Annotated in this window: 13 protein-coding genes; 12 read left to right on the plus strand and 1 reads right to left on the minus strand. The window is 43.1% G+C overall.

The window, feature by feature from the left end; translation table 11 throughout:
* Window positions 1-106 precede the first annotated feature (106 nt).
* The 12 genes from C6347_RS13095 (at window position 107) to C6347_RS13150 (ending at window position 13,315) form a co-directional block, all read left to right on the plus strand.
* Window positions 107-886, plus strand: a complete 780-nt coding sequence (locus tag C6347_RS13095) for a TerC family protein (protein ID WP_034664243.1) — start codon at window positions 107-109, stop codon at window positions 884-886.
* A gap of 94 nt (window positions 887-980) precedes the next feature.
* Entirely contained in the window at window positions 981-2,171 is a 1,191-nt protein-coding gene (locus C6347_RS13100) for an HpcH/HpaI aldolase/citrate lyase family protein (RefSeq protein ID WP_106037066.1), read from the plus strand.
* Window positions 2,161-3,492: a phosphoribosyltransferase family protein gene (locus C6347_RS13105; protein ID WP_066031366.1), complete on the plus strand. Its 1,332-nt coding sequence runs from the start codon at window positions 2,161-2,163 to the stop codon at window positions 3,490-3,492. The genes C6347_RS13100 and C6347_RS13105 overlap by 11 nt, the downstream gene beginning before the upstream one ends.
* The gene (locus C6347_RS13110; protein WP_066031365.1) at window positions 3,485-4,594 is read left to right on the plus strand and encodes a cysteine protease StiP family protein; all 1,110 of its coding nucleotides are present in this window, start codon (window positions 3,485-3,487) and stop codon (window positions 4,592-4,594) included. Before C6347_RS13105 ends, C6347_RS13110 begins: the two co-directional genes overlap by 8 nt.
* Window positions 4,591-5,406, plus strand: a complete 816-nt coding sequence (locus C6347_RS13115) for an HAD family hydrolase (RefSeq protein WP_106071724.1) — start codon at window positions 4,591-4,593, stop codon at window positions 5,404-5,406. The genes C6347_RS13110 and C6347_RS13115 overlap by 4 nt, the downstream gene beginning before the upstream one ends.
* A 70-nt stretch (window positions 5,407-5,476) precedes the next feature.
* Window positions 5,477-7,093: a YceG family protein gene (locus tag C6347_RS13120; protein ID WP_060595481.1), complete on the plus strand. Its 1,617-nt coding sequence runs from the start codon at window positions 5,477-5,479 to the stop codon at window positions 7,091-7,093.
* Window positions 7,094-7,107: 14 nt separating this feature from the next.
* Entirely contained in the window at window positions 7,108-8,202 is a 1,095-nt protein-coding gene (locus C6347_RS13125) for a toxic anion resistance protein (RefSeq protein ID WP_003217200.1), read from the plus strand.
* 399 nt (window positions 8,203-8,601) lie between these two features.
* Window positions 8,602-9,870 carry a glycine/proline betaine ABC transporter ATP-binding protein OpuAA gene (gene opuAA / locus C6347_RS13130; protein ID WP_034664221.1) on the plus strand — a complete coding sequence of 423 codons (1,269 nt, stop codon included), beginning with the start codon at window positions 8,602-8,604 and terminating at the stop codon, window positions 9,868-9,870.
* A gap of 10 nt (window positions 9,871-9,880) precedes the next feature.
* Entirely contained in the window at window positions 9,881-10,726 is an 846-nt protein-coding gene (gene opuAB, locus C6347_RS13135) for a glycine/proline betaine ABC transporter permease subunit OpuAB (RefSeq protein WP_034664471.1), read from the plus strand.
* On the plus strand, window positions 10,726-11,607 hold the full coding sequence (locus tag C6347_RS13140) for a glycine betaine ABC transporter substrate-binding protein (protein ID WP_034664219.1): 882 nt from the start codon (window positions 10,726-10,728) through the stop codon (window positions 11,605-11,607). Before opuAB ends, C6347_RS13140 begins: the two co-directional genes overlap by 1 nt.
* Window positions 11,608-11,713: 106 nt before the next feature.
* Window positions 11,714-12,469, plus strand: a complete 756-nt coding sequence (locus C6347_RS13145; RefSeq protein WP_223253307.1) for an alpha/beta fold hydrolase — start codon at window positions 11,714-11,716, stop codon at window positions 12,467-12,469.
* Between the two features lie 123 nt (window positions 12,470-12,592).
* Window positions 12,593-13,315 (plus strand): SDR family oxidoreductase, encoded by a 723-nt coding sequence (locus tag C6347_RS13150; protein WP_106039352.1) that lies wholly within the window; start codon window positions 12,593-12,595, stop codon window positions 13,313-13,315.
* Window positions 13,316-13,363: 48 nt separating this feature from the next.
* Here C6347_RS13150 and C6347_RS13155 read toward each other — a convergent pair whose 3' ends face one another.
* Complete coding sequence (locus tag C6347_RS13155; RefSeq protein ID WP_066031361.1) at window positions 13,364-14,491, minus strand: M20 peptidase aminoacylase family protein; 1,128 nt, start codon at window positions 14,489-14,491, stop codon at window positions 13,364-13,366.
* Window positions 14,492-14,583: the final 92 nt, after the last annotated feature.

The raw sequence follows: 14,583 nt of genomic DNA on the forward strand, positions 1-14,583 counted from the left end.
AATGACTCATATGAGGGCCTTTTCCAAAGTGAGAAAGAAACAGCGGTCAAGAATAACAGCAGGCGAAAGCCTGCTGATGCTTCTACACTTATAGGAGGAAAACCAGTTGGATATTTTGAAACATATGTTGGACACGTATGCCTCGTTTTTTGATTGGCATATGTGGGCAGAGGTATTAACAAACCCTGTCTCTTGGGGGCTTATTGGGACCCTTGTTGTGCTTGAAGGATTGTTATCAGCAGATAACGCGCTTGTATTAGCTGTCATGGTGAAACATTTACCAGAAAAGCAGCGTAAAAAGGCATTAACCTACGGATTAATTGGCGCTTATTTCTTCCGTTTTCTATTCATTGGCGTAGGGATGCTGCTTATTAAGTTCTGGTGGATTAAGGTCCTCGGAGCTGCATATTTAGCATGGCTTGTCATTAAGCACTTCTGGTTAGGTGACGGCGATGACGAAGCGAAGGAATTGAAAAAAGAAGGCTGGATGGTTCGTGTATTTGGCGTGTTTTGGGCAACTGTTATTTCTGTGGAAATTATGGACCTTGCCTTCTCGGTGGACAGTATTCTTGCGGCATTCGCTGTATCTGAGGAAGTATGGATTCTGCTATTAGGCGGAATGCTTGGAATTCTCATGATGCGTACAGTGGCACAGTTATTCCTTGTCCTCATTGACCGTATTCCAGAGCTTGAGAATACAGCGTTTATTCTCATTGGAATTATTGCCATCAAAATGGGCTTAAGTGCTGCTCATATTGAAATTCCGCATGTCGCATTCTTTGCAATTATTATCCTAGCATTTATCGGGACGTTTATTGTTCATAAAATCAATAAGAAGAAACATCAAGATGTGACAAACGAAGCTGCGGCTTCAAAAGAAGAATAGGACGATCAAAAAGGAATGGAGTTGACTAGCGGCTCCATCCTTTTTTGAATCATCAGGTCATTTATTTTCTCTAAACAACAGGAGGTGGCACAGCATGCGGTATTTTCGATTTTTATCAGAGGCGAGGCAGCACGATCTTTTTTTCAAGCGGCCAGGGGCGATGCATTCACTGACACCGAGGCATGTACTTGCGCATGCATTAGGTGCTACTTTGTATATGCCTGCGACAAGACAAGATATAGCAGATATGCTGCTGTCGCAGAAATATGAAGCGCTTTGCTCTGTTGTATTTTGCTTGGAGGATGCCATCGGTGATCAAGAAGTGGACATGGCCGAACAGAATCTAGTGACACAATTGGCCAGTCTCAAAGAGAAAGTAACGCATGCTCCTGAAACGGCTGAACAATTGCCTCTTTTATTTATTCGAGTTCGTTCGCCGAAACAGCTGCTTAAAATGGCAGACTTGCTCGGTTCCTCTCTTCAATTACTTACCGGTTTTGTGTTCCCGAAGTGTTCAGTTCATAATGCGAAGGATTATTTGGACAGTCTGAAACAGGCATCGTCCCAAACGCGGACAACACTTTATGGGATGCCCATTTTGGAAACACCCGATTTATTAGAAAAAGAAACAAGATATACGGTGTTGTCTGAGTTAAAGCAGATCTTGCTGAATGATGAAGAATATATTTTGAATATTCGCATTGGGGCAACGGATCTTTGCGGTTTGTACGGTATTCGCCGTGATCGTGACACGACCATCTATGAGATCAAATTGATTGCAGATTTAATCACAGATATCATCAATTATTTTGGGCGTTCCTTTGTAATTTCTGGGGCTGTGTGGGAGCATTTTGGCCCTGCTCGAAAGGAACAAAAGCCATTCATCCGTGCGCTTTCTCATAGGAGCGGTGAACCGTCTTTATCTGAATTTGATGACGTACAAGGTTTACTCAAGGAGACAAAACTCGATGTGGCTAACGGCATTCATGGAAAGACGGTCATTCATCCAACACATCTTAAGCCGGTGCAAAGTATGTATGTTGTGACGAAGGAAGAGTATATGGATGCATTAAGCATTCTTGAACATGCAGACGGTACAGTTGGCGTAATGAAGAGTACCTTCTCTAATAAAATGAATGAAACGAAGCCGCATTACCGGTGGGCAGAGCACATTTTAATTAAGTCAGATATTTACGGGGTGTTTCATGAAAATAGAAGCTATATCGACATACTCACAGAAGCACAAGCCGCATACGCTGAGCATCTTGGAACATATGGAAGTTGAGCTTGATCTCAAAAAAGGTGCGCTTCAGCTGGAAAAAGAGCATCTTTTTGACATGGCAGCAAGAGTGAACAAAAAAAGAGCCTTTTTATTCGTTAGTAAGGTGCTCGGTAAGCATATTCCTGTTCATCCAGTAAAACCGCTTCTTGTCTCGGGTCTTTTAGCCATGGCGTATGCACAAGAGCAAACAGGCAAGACGTCTCCGCATCAAGACCTTTTAGTAGAAGCACTCAAGACGGATGACCACACGGCATTAACTAAAGCCTACGAAGCACTCAAAAAAGAGAAGCTTTCATCAGGAAAACAGCCGATCGTGATCGGCTTTGCAGAAACAGCAACAGCACTGGGTCATGGTGTGTATGACGTAATAGAAGGAGCATCTTACATCCATACGACACGTGAACAGCTGCTGGACCTTGATCCTTCATTGGTATTTGAAGAAGAGCATTCGCATGCAACGGATCAGCTTTGTTATGCAGACGAAGCATTACTTCGCACAGACCGTCCCATCGTGCTAGTAGATGATGAAGTCACGACAGGCCGTACGAATATCAATATCATTCGGGACCTTCATGCAAAGCATCCGCGGCATTCTTACACGATTCTTTCTATTTTGGACTGGCGGACTGAGGAGCACGAGAAAGCCATGTGTGAGCTTGAAGAGGAGCTTGGTATTCACATCACATCATTGTCTTTATTAAAAGGGCAAATGGTCTTTCGGGGCAAAACGCTGGATGAGCCAGCTTATTCGTATGAGATTGCTGAGCAAAAGGATCTGCCAAGTCTCTCTGTTCACTCTCTTCAATCTTTCTTTAAGCACGAGCCGTATGCACTTTCTCATGCAGCAAATTCGGCGGGTCATTCGCCATATATACATGAAACGGGCCGTTTTGGTTTAAACGCAGCAGATACGGCAGCCATCGACCAAGCAGCTGCAGAGGCTGGGCTGAAACTGAAGAAGGAACGTAAAGGAAAGCAGACACTTTGTTTAGGAACAGGTGAGCTGATGTATGTGCCAATGAGACTGGCTGCACATATGGGAGAAGGCGTTCTCTTTCATTCAACGACGAGAAGCCCAATTCACCCTGTTGAAAAGGATGGATACGCTGTTCAAAATGGGTTTACCTTTGTGAGTCCAGAGGATGCCCGAATTCAGCACTACGTGTACAACATACCAAAAGATCAATACGATGATGTATTTCTCTTTTTTGAGAAAAAGGTCTCTCAGGAGGCATTGCGTCCGCTTGTTCACTTATTTGCCGAGCGGCATGTGAAGCATGTGCATATTGTGACTTTATCAGACGAGGTGAAGGTGAATGGCTAATGTGTATACAAAGATGGGAAGCTATCCAGAGCAGGATGTAACCTTCTTACTCAAAGATTTATCATCCATTGAGATGGAGAAAAGTACAGAAGAGCGGGAGCGTTCGATTCAGAGCGGTGCGCATTATTCAGAAATGCTGCCGATTGAGTATAAACCAACGGAATCTTATATGGATTTATTCTATCAATCTCTGAAAGAAAGTAAGGAAAAGGTAGCAGAAGCAGTAGCTGTGGTAGCAGAACAGATTGTGAAAAAGCGAGGCTTCCAAACGGTTCTTTGCAGTTTGGCTAGGGCGGGAACGCCGATCGGGGTGCTCATCAAACGATATATTCGAAAGACATATGGTCTTGAACTGCCTCATTACAGCATCTCTATTATTCGTGACCGAGGAATAGATGAGAATGCGCTGCATTATATGCTCAAGGAACATCCGGGCTTTGAGATTGCCTTTATTGATGGATGGACCGGAAAAGGTGCGATTTCGAGAGAGCTCCAAAAAGCTGTGATTGATTTTGAAAGAAAGTATGATATTCGTCTTTCTAGTGAACTGGCTGTACTAGCTGATCCAGGCTATTGTACAAATGTCTACGGAACGAGAGAGGACTTTCTCATTCCAAGTGCCTGCCTGAATTCGACGGTATCAGGACTTGTCAGTCGAACGGTACTAAACAACCGCTGGATCAATGCCGATGATTTCCATGGGGCGAAGTATTATGAAGAGCTGCTTGATGAGGATGTGTCCAACCTGTATGTGGATACAATTGAAGAAGCATTTTCTAGCCTCGAACCAAATGTACGAGAGAAAGCAGAGACCATCCTCACACAGGGAATGCCTGCGGACTGGCGGGGGATGGCTTCCATTGAAGCGATCGGTCAGGAGTTTCAAATTAAAAATACCCATTTGATTAAGCCGGGTGTTGGTGAGACGACCCGTGTGCTGCTTAGAAGAATCCCTTGGAAAATCCTGATTCAGCCGGGGTCTCAGGAGAAGCTGAAGCATATTTTGCTTCTGGCAGAGGACAGAGGCGTTCCTGTCATTGAATATGCCAATATGTCCTATACGTGCTGTGGACTTATTCGTCCGATGGAACAGACGTCATGAAGACATGTGCGTTTGCCAGTGATTTAGACCGGACGCTGATTTACTCACATCGAGTGCTGGACCAGTATGAGTATGAAGGAGATTATGATTTAGTTGAGGTGCTGGACGAACGACCGCTTTCCTATATGTCGGTTGAAACGAAAAAATCCTTGCAGACAATTCATCAATTAGGCTGGTTCATTCCAGTGACGACAAGAACGACTGCTCAGTATGAACGGATCACCTTCTTTCAGCAAGAGCTCCAACCGGAGTATGCCGTCACGACAAATGGGGGCTGTATCCTTCATCACGGCAAGCCGCTTGAGGATTGGCAGGCCATCGTTGATGAGAGGCTCAAAGCGTGTATGTCAGTCAGAGAGATGCTAAGAGCCATCTCCGACCTTCCAGTTGCGGCATGGGTGAAGCGTACCCGGACAGCAGAGGGGAAATTTCTTTATTTGATTATGAAAGATGAGTATTTGTCTCACATTCCACTTGCTGAATTGAAGCTGTGGGGCGAGGAGAGAGGCTGGCAGGTTTCTCTTCAAGGACGGAAGCTTTATTTTATTCCGGAGCCGCTTAATAAGTGGGATGCTGTTGCTTTTTTAAAGGAACGGCTGGAGCTTGAATATGTATATGGTGCAGGCGATTCCCTTTTAGATGCAGGTCTTATTCGTCAGGCGGATATGGGCTTTGCCCCGAGGCATGGGGAAGTGCTTGACTTTGACCCATTACTTGAGCCGACAGCAGCATCTGGCATGGCAGCAGCAGATGAAATCACCGCTTGTGTCAAGAAGCAGATGACGACCGTAAAAAAGCCTTCGATTCGATAGCAGAAGTAGAAGGGTGAATGATATGATAGTAGTAGCTTTCGAGAAAATATAGGAGAAAGGAAGGAGCGGCGTGAGTTATAAAGAAATCGATGTCAACCATACACGGGCGGAGCAGGAAGCCTGGAAAAACGTGCTGAAAAAGCCGCTCCCTGAAAGAGACGGTTATGTAAAGGACGAGCATACATTGTCCTTGCCGCGTCTCGCCGCCCGGGTCCTTGGAACTCCGCATGATGCAACCGATTATTTTATTTATTTACATGAATTATATGAAACAGATGGCGTTCATATTTTAAGTGAAACGCTCAATCGTCATATTGAGCCGGAGCATTTTCAAGCGCTTCAACGCATTCATTTGATTAACCAAGAAGAAAAGGGATTGTCCGTGAATCGCTTTGTGGCTTTTTTAGATGGTGAACAGCTGATTGTACGCCATCCAAACCCTGTGATGAACCGGCATATCCGCCTTTCATTGATCAAGGTGTTTGAGCATTTCAAACAGATGCATGAGGGTGGATTTCAGCATCCCGATTTCCGCCGGGTTCTGCTGGATGTAGTGAAGTTTTCAAATAATCATCTAGATCCATGGCTGAAGGAAGTCAATATAGAAGAAAAAATGCCGGCTGTCATTTGGTATGGAGAGGCGAATAAAAGTCAGCTTTATTTTCTTTACTATGTCATGCTGATTGGCTGTGATGTTGTGCTATTTCATCCAGAGGGCGAGGATTCGTTCCGCGAATTAGATCCAGAAGAAAAGCTGACTTTTATTGATCAGTATCCGGGAAATTCAAAGCTTGAACCGTTCCCTACTGAAAAGCCTGAGAGGAAATCAACGGTGGCGTACCGCTCGACAAGAGAGCTTGAAGAGGTGCTCCACACGGAAGATTCAATGCTGTATAAGCCGTGGCAATTCAGAGATCATACCCCTCATTCCATTACGCTGAAGACAACGTATGATGAGCTGTTTTTAATTGCAAAGGAACGTTCCTTTATTCGCCCTAATTTTCAAGCAGACCGGGACACGATACAGATTCCGAATCTCTTTGCGAAAATGATGGGGATCACACGAGACAAGCGTGAATACTGGGATCGTATCCATACGTTAATGGAAGGGAAAGAGACGAAGACCATTCGCCATTTTCCTTTTACGAAAGAAGTGTCTTCGAATTATCAATTTCATTATCAGCATGCCCTTTCTTCTGCTGGAGAGATTGATCCTGAATTATTAATGAAAAGCAATGTATGGCAGTTTTCTCATCTATATGAGGGCGCGCAGCGTGCGATAGCAGAGGCGATATCTCGAATCTGTCACCATCCAAAGCTATTAAAAGAAGGCAATGAGACCGAATTAGATGTCCGTATTTATTTATTCAAACAGATACTGCATATCGGCCAGGAGCTCATTGAACTCATTCAAACCTTTGATTATGCACAAACCGTACCGAAAGTGATTTTATACCATACGGAATATAATGGTGAGCTGACTCGTTCTGATGCGGCTGCCCTCATTTTCCTAAACGAAATGGGGGTGGATCTCTTCGTGTATCATCCGGCGGGATACCAGTGTATCGAGCGGTATATAGATGACCAATTATTTGATACCCATTGGCTTGATGAGATGGTCATGAATCAGGAGTTTAAAGAGCCATCCATCGTCAGAAAGTTATTTCAATCCATTAAAAATCGATAAGGAGATCAAAGCTTATGACAAATACAAACGGAAATGACATCATTTCAATTGATAAAGAGGAAATCTCCATTGAGAAGGCAGACGATATCCGCGTTCAGCTTCGAAATGAACCAGAAGTGCAAAATATTGCGAGACAGATCGATGCGAAAAATCAGCTGGAGCTGCTTGAATACGGAAAACAGCCGGCCGTTGAAATCTCTAAGTTCTCTGATCGTATTCTTTCGATGATGCGTTCAACAAGTGTCACTGACTCAGGAACGATGCTGACGCAGCTTGGAAAAATTATGGATCGTTTTGATAAAAATGATTTTGACGAGCCAAAGGGTGGTTTGTTGTCAAAAATCTTTAAGCGCGGCGGCAGCATGATTGAAAAGATTTTCAGTAAATATCAAACGCTCGGTGCAGAGATTGAAAAAATTAATGTAGAAATCAGTAAATATAAAGACGAAATGACTAAATCGACTGTGACGCTTGAAGAAATGTATGAGCATAACATTCAATACTATATGGAGCTTGAAAAGTATGTTGTTGCAGGTCAAATGAAAATCGAAGAATTAAAGCAATTGGTTCCTTCTTATGAAGAAAAAGCGGCTAGTGGAAACCAGCTGGCACAAATGGAGCTTGATACACTTCGTAACGGCATTCAAGCATTGGAAGAGCGTGTATATGACCTTGATATGGCACGGATGGTGGCTCTTCAAACGGCACCGCAAATTCGTTTGCTGCAGCGTGGGAATACGAAATTAATCGGTAAAATCAACTCAGCGTTCATCATCACCATTCCAATTTTTAAAAATGGGATCATTCAAGCTGTTACAGCGAAGAGACAAAAGCTTGTGGCTGATTCAATGAGTGAGCTGGATAGAAGAACAAATGAAATGCTGAAACGAAATGCTGAAAACATCTCAAGTCAAAGTGTGGAGATTGCCAAATTGTCTGGACGTCCAAGTATCGACATTGAAACGATCGAATCTTCCTTTAATACGATTGTACAAGGGATGAAAGAGACGAAACAGATCGAAGAAGAAAACAAACGATTACGCGAAGATGGAACAAAACGTATGCTTGAATTGCAAGATAATATTAAGCGGGCTGCCCTAGAGTCCTAAAAAATAAGCTGTCTGTAACTAAAGTTGCAGGCAGTTACTCATGAATTTTATTAAAATTTGAAGAAAAAAGGTTTTTATGTGACCATTTTCGGGTAAATCCTGTTCAGGGGAATGGTTCGCCCATGTTTGAAAAAGTCCGCTATGGTGAGGATTCGAGTTATTTTTTAGCACAATTAGGAATTTCCAGTAAAATATTGTCTGATGAGAGGAAATACCCCGTAAAATATGTAGTTTATGAAGCATTCTATAGGATTTACGAGTAATACGGCGTATAAACTCTAATCACCAGACCTCTATATGGAATTCATACATATTGTGCGGAAATAAGCGAATTCTAAAGATTGTTCGCATCATAACGCTTATGTTACGGTTATAAAGATGCTAATTTGGAGGGAAAATATGAATTCTGAAGAGAGAACTATCAAAATCAAGATAAATAATGTATCTAAAATTTTCGGTAAAAATGCTAAAAAAGCATCTCAAATGCTTGGAAAAGGGAAAACAAAAAGAGAGATTCTAAAAGAGACCGGCGCAACAGTTGGTGTCAATCGAGCAAATTTTGATGTGTATGACGGCGAGATATTTGTCATCATGGGGCTATCAGGGAGCGGAAAGTCCACACTTGTGCGGCTGCTAAATAGGTTAATCGAACCAACCTCCGGAGAAATATTTATTGATGGGGATATGATAACAAATATGTCAAAGGATCAATTGCGTGAAGTCAGACGGAAAAAGATCAGCATGGTCTTCCAAAACTTTGCATTGTTCCCCCACCGTACGATTCTTGAGAACACCGAGTACGGTCTTGAATTACAAGGTGTAGACAAAGAAGAGCGCCGCTCAAAAGCGCTTGAATCCTTAAAGCTTGTTGGACTTGAAGGCTTTGAAGAACAGTACCCAAACCAATTAAGTGGCGGGATGCAGCAGCGTGTTGGATTGGCACGTGCATTAGCAAATGACCCTGATATTTTATTAATGGATGAAGCATTCAGCGCACTCGATCCATTAATTCGTAAAGATATGCAGGATGAATTGCTTGAGCTTCATACATCTGTAGGAAAAACGATCATTTTCATTACCCATGATTTAGATGAGGCGCTTCGGATTGGCGACCGCATTGTGCTCATGAAGGACGGAAATATCGTTCAAATCGGAACACCAGAAGAAATTCTGATGAACCCATCGAATGAATATGTTGAACGTTTCGTTGAAGATGTCGACCTTTCTAAAGTATTAACCGCTGGTCATATTATGAAACGTGCAGAAACAATTCAGATCGACAAAGGGGCACGTGTTGCGCTCACGCTCATGAAAAACCTTGGGATTTCGTCTATCTATGCAGTAGATAAGAAAAAGCATTTATTAGGTGTTATTTCTGCACAAGCAGCGAAAAAGGCAGCAGAAATGGGAGCGTCGCTTGAAACAGTTCTCGATAAAGAATTCACGACAGTATTGGAATCTACGTATTTGACAGAAATCTTTGACGCAGTGTCTGATGCAGCAAACATTCCGATTGCCGTTGTCGATGAGAAAAACAGAATGAAGGGTATTGTGGTCAGAGGTGCATTAATTGGTGCGTTATCAGGTAATGATGAGTATATCAACATGTCTTCTAACAAACTTGAGGAAATTAAAACACAAGAGCCTTCTGCACAGGAGGTAGAATAAGATGTTTAGTATGAGTGATTTACCTAGAATTCAGTTCGCGGATTACATTGATCGATTTGTTGACTGGTTAACATTAACGTTTGGTGGTTTCTTTGATGGCATCACAAATGGATTAGCAGGCACAGTAAATGGAATTGTGGCAGCACTTGGTGTGATTCCATCTATTATTTTAACCCTTATTTTTGCCGGCATTGCCTGGTGGATCAGTACAAGAGGAGTTGCTCTTTTCACACTTATTGGATTTTTGCTGATCGACTATTTAGGCTACTGGCATCCAATGCTACAAACACTTGCGCTCGTTTTGACAGCTGTGGTCATTTCCATCGTGATCGGGGTTCCGATCGGTATTTGGGCATCACAGAAGGAAACTGTGCGTAAGATTGTAACACCTATTTTAGATTTAATGCAGACAATGCCTGCATTCGTTTATCTATTACCAGCAATCTTCTTCTTTAACATTGGCGTTGTGCCTGGGGTTGTGGCATCAGTTATTTTCTCCATGCCGCCAACGATTCGTATGACGATTCTCGGTATTAAACAAGTACCAGCTGATTTAATTGAAGCAACAGAAGCATTTGGTTCAACGACATTCCAGCGTTTATTCAAAGTTCAGCTTCCACTTGCAACAAAAACCATCCTAGCTGGTATTAACCAAAGTATCATGCTTGCTCTATCAATGGTCGTCATTGCGGCAATGGTAGGTGCTCCAGGACTTGGTTCGGAAGTATATAGTGCGGTAACGCAGCTGAAAACAGGAATTGGTTTTGAAGCAGGTATTGCCATTGTGATTGTGGCGATTACACTCGACCGTATTACACAAAACATTAAAACGAAAAAAACCAGGGGGAATGCTTAATGTGGAAAAAGTCTCTCTACATTGGGATGACCGCCCTGCTTGTCTTTTTACTAGCCGCTTGTGGCGTGAAGTCAGATTCAAATGCGAGTGCAGCACAGCAGGTGAATAAAACCATTATCGGCATTGATCCGGGTTCAGGGATTATGGCGCTAACGGATCAAGCGAAAAAGGATTACGGCTTAGAGGATTGGACGGTTGTGTCTGCATCAAGTGCAGCTATGACCGCAACGCTCAAGAAATCTTACGACCGTAAAAAGCCAATTATTATCACTGGCTGGAATCCACACTGGATGTTTACTCGCTATGATTTAAAATATTTAGAGGATCCAAAGAAATCTTACGGTGAAGCGGAAGAGATTCATACGATTTCACGTAAAGGTTTTGCAAAAGATCAGCCGGAAGCAGCCAAAATGCTTAGTCAATTTAAATGGTCTCAAGATGACATGGGCGAAGTCATGATGGATATCCAAGATGGTATCAATCCAAAGGATGCCGCCGTTAAATATGTGAAAAAACATAAAGACCAAGTAGCGAAATGGACAAAAGGCGTGAAAAAGTCGAATGGTGACAAAGTCAATCTTGCCTACGTTGCGTGGGATAGTGAGATTGCAAGTACCAATGTCGCTGCAGAAGTACTGCGTGAGCTCGGATTTGAAGTGACCTTGACTCAGGTGGAAGCAGGTCCGATGTGGACAGCAATTGCAACTGGAAGTGCAGATGCATCGTTATCTGCTTGGCTGCCAAATACGCATAAAACGTATGCAGCGAAGTTTAAAGGGAAATATGATGATCTAGGCACAAGTATGAAAGGTCTTCGTATGGGGCTAGTTGTTCCGACATATATGAAGAACGTCAACTCGATTGAGGATTTGAAAAAATAGCCTATAGTGATGAGGTTCCCTTATAATAGAAGGGAGCATATGAAAAAGCAGTCTGCTCAAAAAGCGGCTGCTTTTTTCTTATATAAGGATGGTGGACGAGTTGTCGATGATGGATAAGCCAATCATGATTTTCCTGCATGGCGGAGGAGTCAGCAGCTGGATGTGGCAGGAGCAGATGGAAACATTCAAGGAAGCGTATGAATGCTATACGCCTGAACTGATTGGTCACGGGACAAGAGCAAATGAACAGTCATTTTCCATGCGAGAAAGCGCTCTTGAAGTCATCTCGTGGTTCAAGCAGCATGCGCACGGCCGTAAAGTGATACTCATTGGATTCTCTCTAGGTGCACAGGTTGCCGTTGAAGTGTTATCGAATGAGCCTGATATCGTAGACATAGCCGTCATCAACAGCGCTCTTGTGATGCCGCTGCCATGGCTTTACTTGATGGTGAGACCTCTTCTCCCTCTTACGTATCCATTATTAAAGAAAGATTGGTTTATCCAGCTCCAAGCTGAAAAGATGGGGCTTCCAAACGATGTACTGAATGACTATGCGGCGGATTCGAAGAGTTTGCAGAAGAAAACCCTTCTGACGATGTTTCAAGAAAATCTCCATTACAAGCTCCCAGACACGTTTCAACAAGCGAAGGCACGGATTCTTGTCACAGTGGGAGAAAAGGAAAAAGGTATCATGAAACGGTCAGCAAAGAAAATAACGACATCACATCCGAAGGCAACAGGTGTCGTCGTTCCTGATATTGGACATACATTTACGTTTGAAAAGAAAGAACTGTTTATTGATATGATTCAATCCTTTATAGAAGAGCGTGCGTTACCGGTGGAATTAAAGGAAATCAAGTAGCCGAAAGTGAAGACAGGCATAAAAGAGGCAGTTAGATCTTAGAACCTATATGATATAGGCATAAAACGCTTACAGATGAGCTGCAGTCTGACTGAAAGCTCATGAGCCGTAGAAGGAGGAGCTATGAGTAAAAACTATATCATATTCGGTGCGAGTCAAGGCTTAGGGGATGCTTTTGTAAAAGGTCTTCCTTCAAGTGGAGATACAGTTTGGATTGTGTCTCGAAGTGAACCGAGCAGTTTGAACATAGATGACGGTGTACATAGAATTTGGCTGAAAATTGATTTATCAAGCCAAACCCACATCCCTTTTATGCTCGAAGCATTGGAGAATAAAACCATTGATGTTCTCATCTATAACATTGGTTTATGGGAAAAACGAGGCTTTGAAGATGATTATTCATTCGATCACGATCAGCCAGAGGATATCGCTCATTTAATCAATGTGAATGTCACCTCTACGATTACTTACATCCAAGCACTGCTTCCGCACGTAAGGAAATCGGAGAATGGAAAAATCATCGTGATTGGCTCAACGGCGGGACTAGATCATACAAACCTGCCGCAGGTTTCTTTTGTCGCTTCTAAATTTGGCCTGCGCGGAATTGTGAATGCACTGAGAGAACATGTGAGAAAAGATAAAATATCCGTCACCTGTATCAATCCAGGAGAGCTGGCGGCAGAGGTTCCATATGAAGATGGAGCCGAAAAAGCCATCACTCTATATGGTGAAACGAGAATCCCTGTACAGGATATTGTAGAGCTTGCGAGATGTGTGATTCATTTATCAAGGGTATCCTGTGTAAAAGAAATCAACGTCCCAGCCATGACAGATTTGAATGCATAATATAAAGCATACCACCCGTTTAAAGAAAAAACGGGTGGTTTTTTGATTTTATGATGAATGCTGCTGAAGGGTTTGATAGACAGCTTCCGTCAAGATCTCAATGCCGGTAAAGATAGCAGAGCGGTCGAATGTCATATATGGATGATGTAGACCGGGCTCTAGATCACAGCCTAAACCAAGCATCGTGGATTTGATATGCGGAACCTTTGCTGCATAAAAGTGAAAATCCTCTCCGCCTGTCGTGACGATCGGGGGATCGAGCTGCTCTTTGCCTAAAATCTGTTCAATTGCATTAGACATGATCTGGACAGCTTCCTCATTTAAGGTTGCGGCAGGCAGACGGTGATCGGTTGAAAGTGTAATGGAAGCGCCAAAGGCATCCGCTACAGCATGTACGGCTCTTTCAATTTCTTTTTCTAGTTCATCCATCACATCATTTGTTTGTGCCCTGACATCTAATGTAAAAGAAGCTTTGCCAGGGATGATGTTTGAACTGCCCCCGCCAGCATGTAGGTTGGTCATTTTTACAGAATGTGCAACTCTTGGGTCGACATGGATATGCGCGAGTCTCTGCACGAGGGTAGAAGCCACTTCAATGACGTTGACCCCAAGATGCGGGCGTGCACCGTGGGCTTCCTCTCCAATAATTGTGCCGATGTAATGATTACTCGATCCATGTAAAATTGCAGGTGCACAGCGTCCGTTTAATGTTTCTTGAATTGGGCGCACATGCACTCCGTATAAGTAATCAACGTCTGCTAACATACCTTTTTCAATCATTTTCAGCGCGCCGCCGCCTTTTTCCTCAGCAGGCTGAAAAATGAAGCGGATGGTGCCGTTCGGGAGCTCCTTTTCCTTTAATGCCATGAAGGCGCCGAGAGCCATTGTCATGTGTGCATCGTGACCACATGAATGATTGGGTTGAAACTCACCATCTACTTCCTGCCAAAGTGCATCAATATCGGCTCTCACAGCGACCACTGGTGCGCCTTCTCCAATTTCACCAATCACTCCTGTACAGTCGTCAAATGTTCGAGTCTTGCAGCCCATTTTTTTTAATATGCCTTCAAGATAAGCCGTCGTATTCGTTTCTTCCCAGCTTATTTCTGGGTGGGCGTGCAGGTGTTCAAAGATGTCTGTCACGGTCTGTTGCATTTCGTTTGTCAAAGTTGTCATGAGTAGCCTCCTTGCTGACAGAAAATCTGCCAAAACATTCTTTTAGTGAAATAATATTGATCTTAAATATCATCAGTGTTTATAATATAACA

It is taken from the genome of Bacillus sp. NMTD17 (assembly GCF_002998735.1).
Lineage (GTDB): Bacteria > Bacillota > Bacilli > Bacillales > Bacillaceae > Bacillus.

What these genes read in the sequence shown, in the direction of transcription:
- C6347_RS13150 (WP_106039352.1), top strand. Translation starts at nt 12,593, where the DNA reads ATGAGTAAAAACTATATCATATTCGGTGCGAGTCAAGGCTTAGGGGAT.
- C6347_RS13110 (WP_066031365.1), top strand. Translation starts at nt 3,485, where the DNA reads ATGGCTAATGTGTATACAAAGATGGGAAGCTATCCAGAGCAGGATGTA.
- C6347_RS13125 (WP_003217200.1), top strand. Translation starts at nt 7,108, where the DNA reads ATGACAAATACAAACGGAAATGACATCATTTCAATTGATAAAGAGGAA.
- C6347_RS13100 (WP_106037066.1), top strand. Translation starts at nt 981, where the DNA reads ATGCGGTATTTTCGATTTTTATCAGAGGCGAGGCAGCACGATCTTTTT.
- C6347_RS13155 (WP_066031361.1), bottom strand. Translation starts at nt 14,491, where the DNA reads ATGACAACTTTGACAAACGAAATGCAACAGACCGTGACAGACATCTTT.
- C6347_RS13115 (WP_106071724.1), top strand. Translation starts at nt 4,591, where the DNA reads ATGAAGACATGTGCGTTTGCCAGTGATTTAGACCGGACGCTGATTTAC.
- opuAA (WP_034664221.1), top strand. Translation starts at nt 8,602, where the DNA reads ATGAATTCTGAAGAGAGAACTATCAAAATCAAGATAAATAATGTATCT.
- C6347_RS13105 (WP_066031366.1), top strand. Translation starts at nt 2,161, where the DNA reads ATGGAAGTTGAGCTTGATCTCAAAAAAGGTGCGCTTCAGCTGGAAAAA.
- opuAB (WP_034664471.1), top strand. Translation starts at nt 9,881, where the DNA reads ATGAGTGATTTACCTAGAATTCAGTTCGCGGATTACATTGATCGATTT.
- C6347_RS13140 (WP_034664219.1), top strand. Translation starts at nt 10,726, where the DNA reads ATGTGGAAAAAGTCTCTCTACATTGGGATGACCGCCCTGCTTGTCTTT.
- C6347_RS13145 (WP_223253307.1), top strand. Translation starts at nt 11,714, where the DNA reads ATGATGGATAAGCCAATCATGATTTTCCTGCATGGCGGAGGAGTCAGC.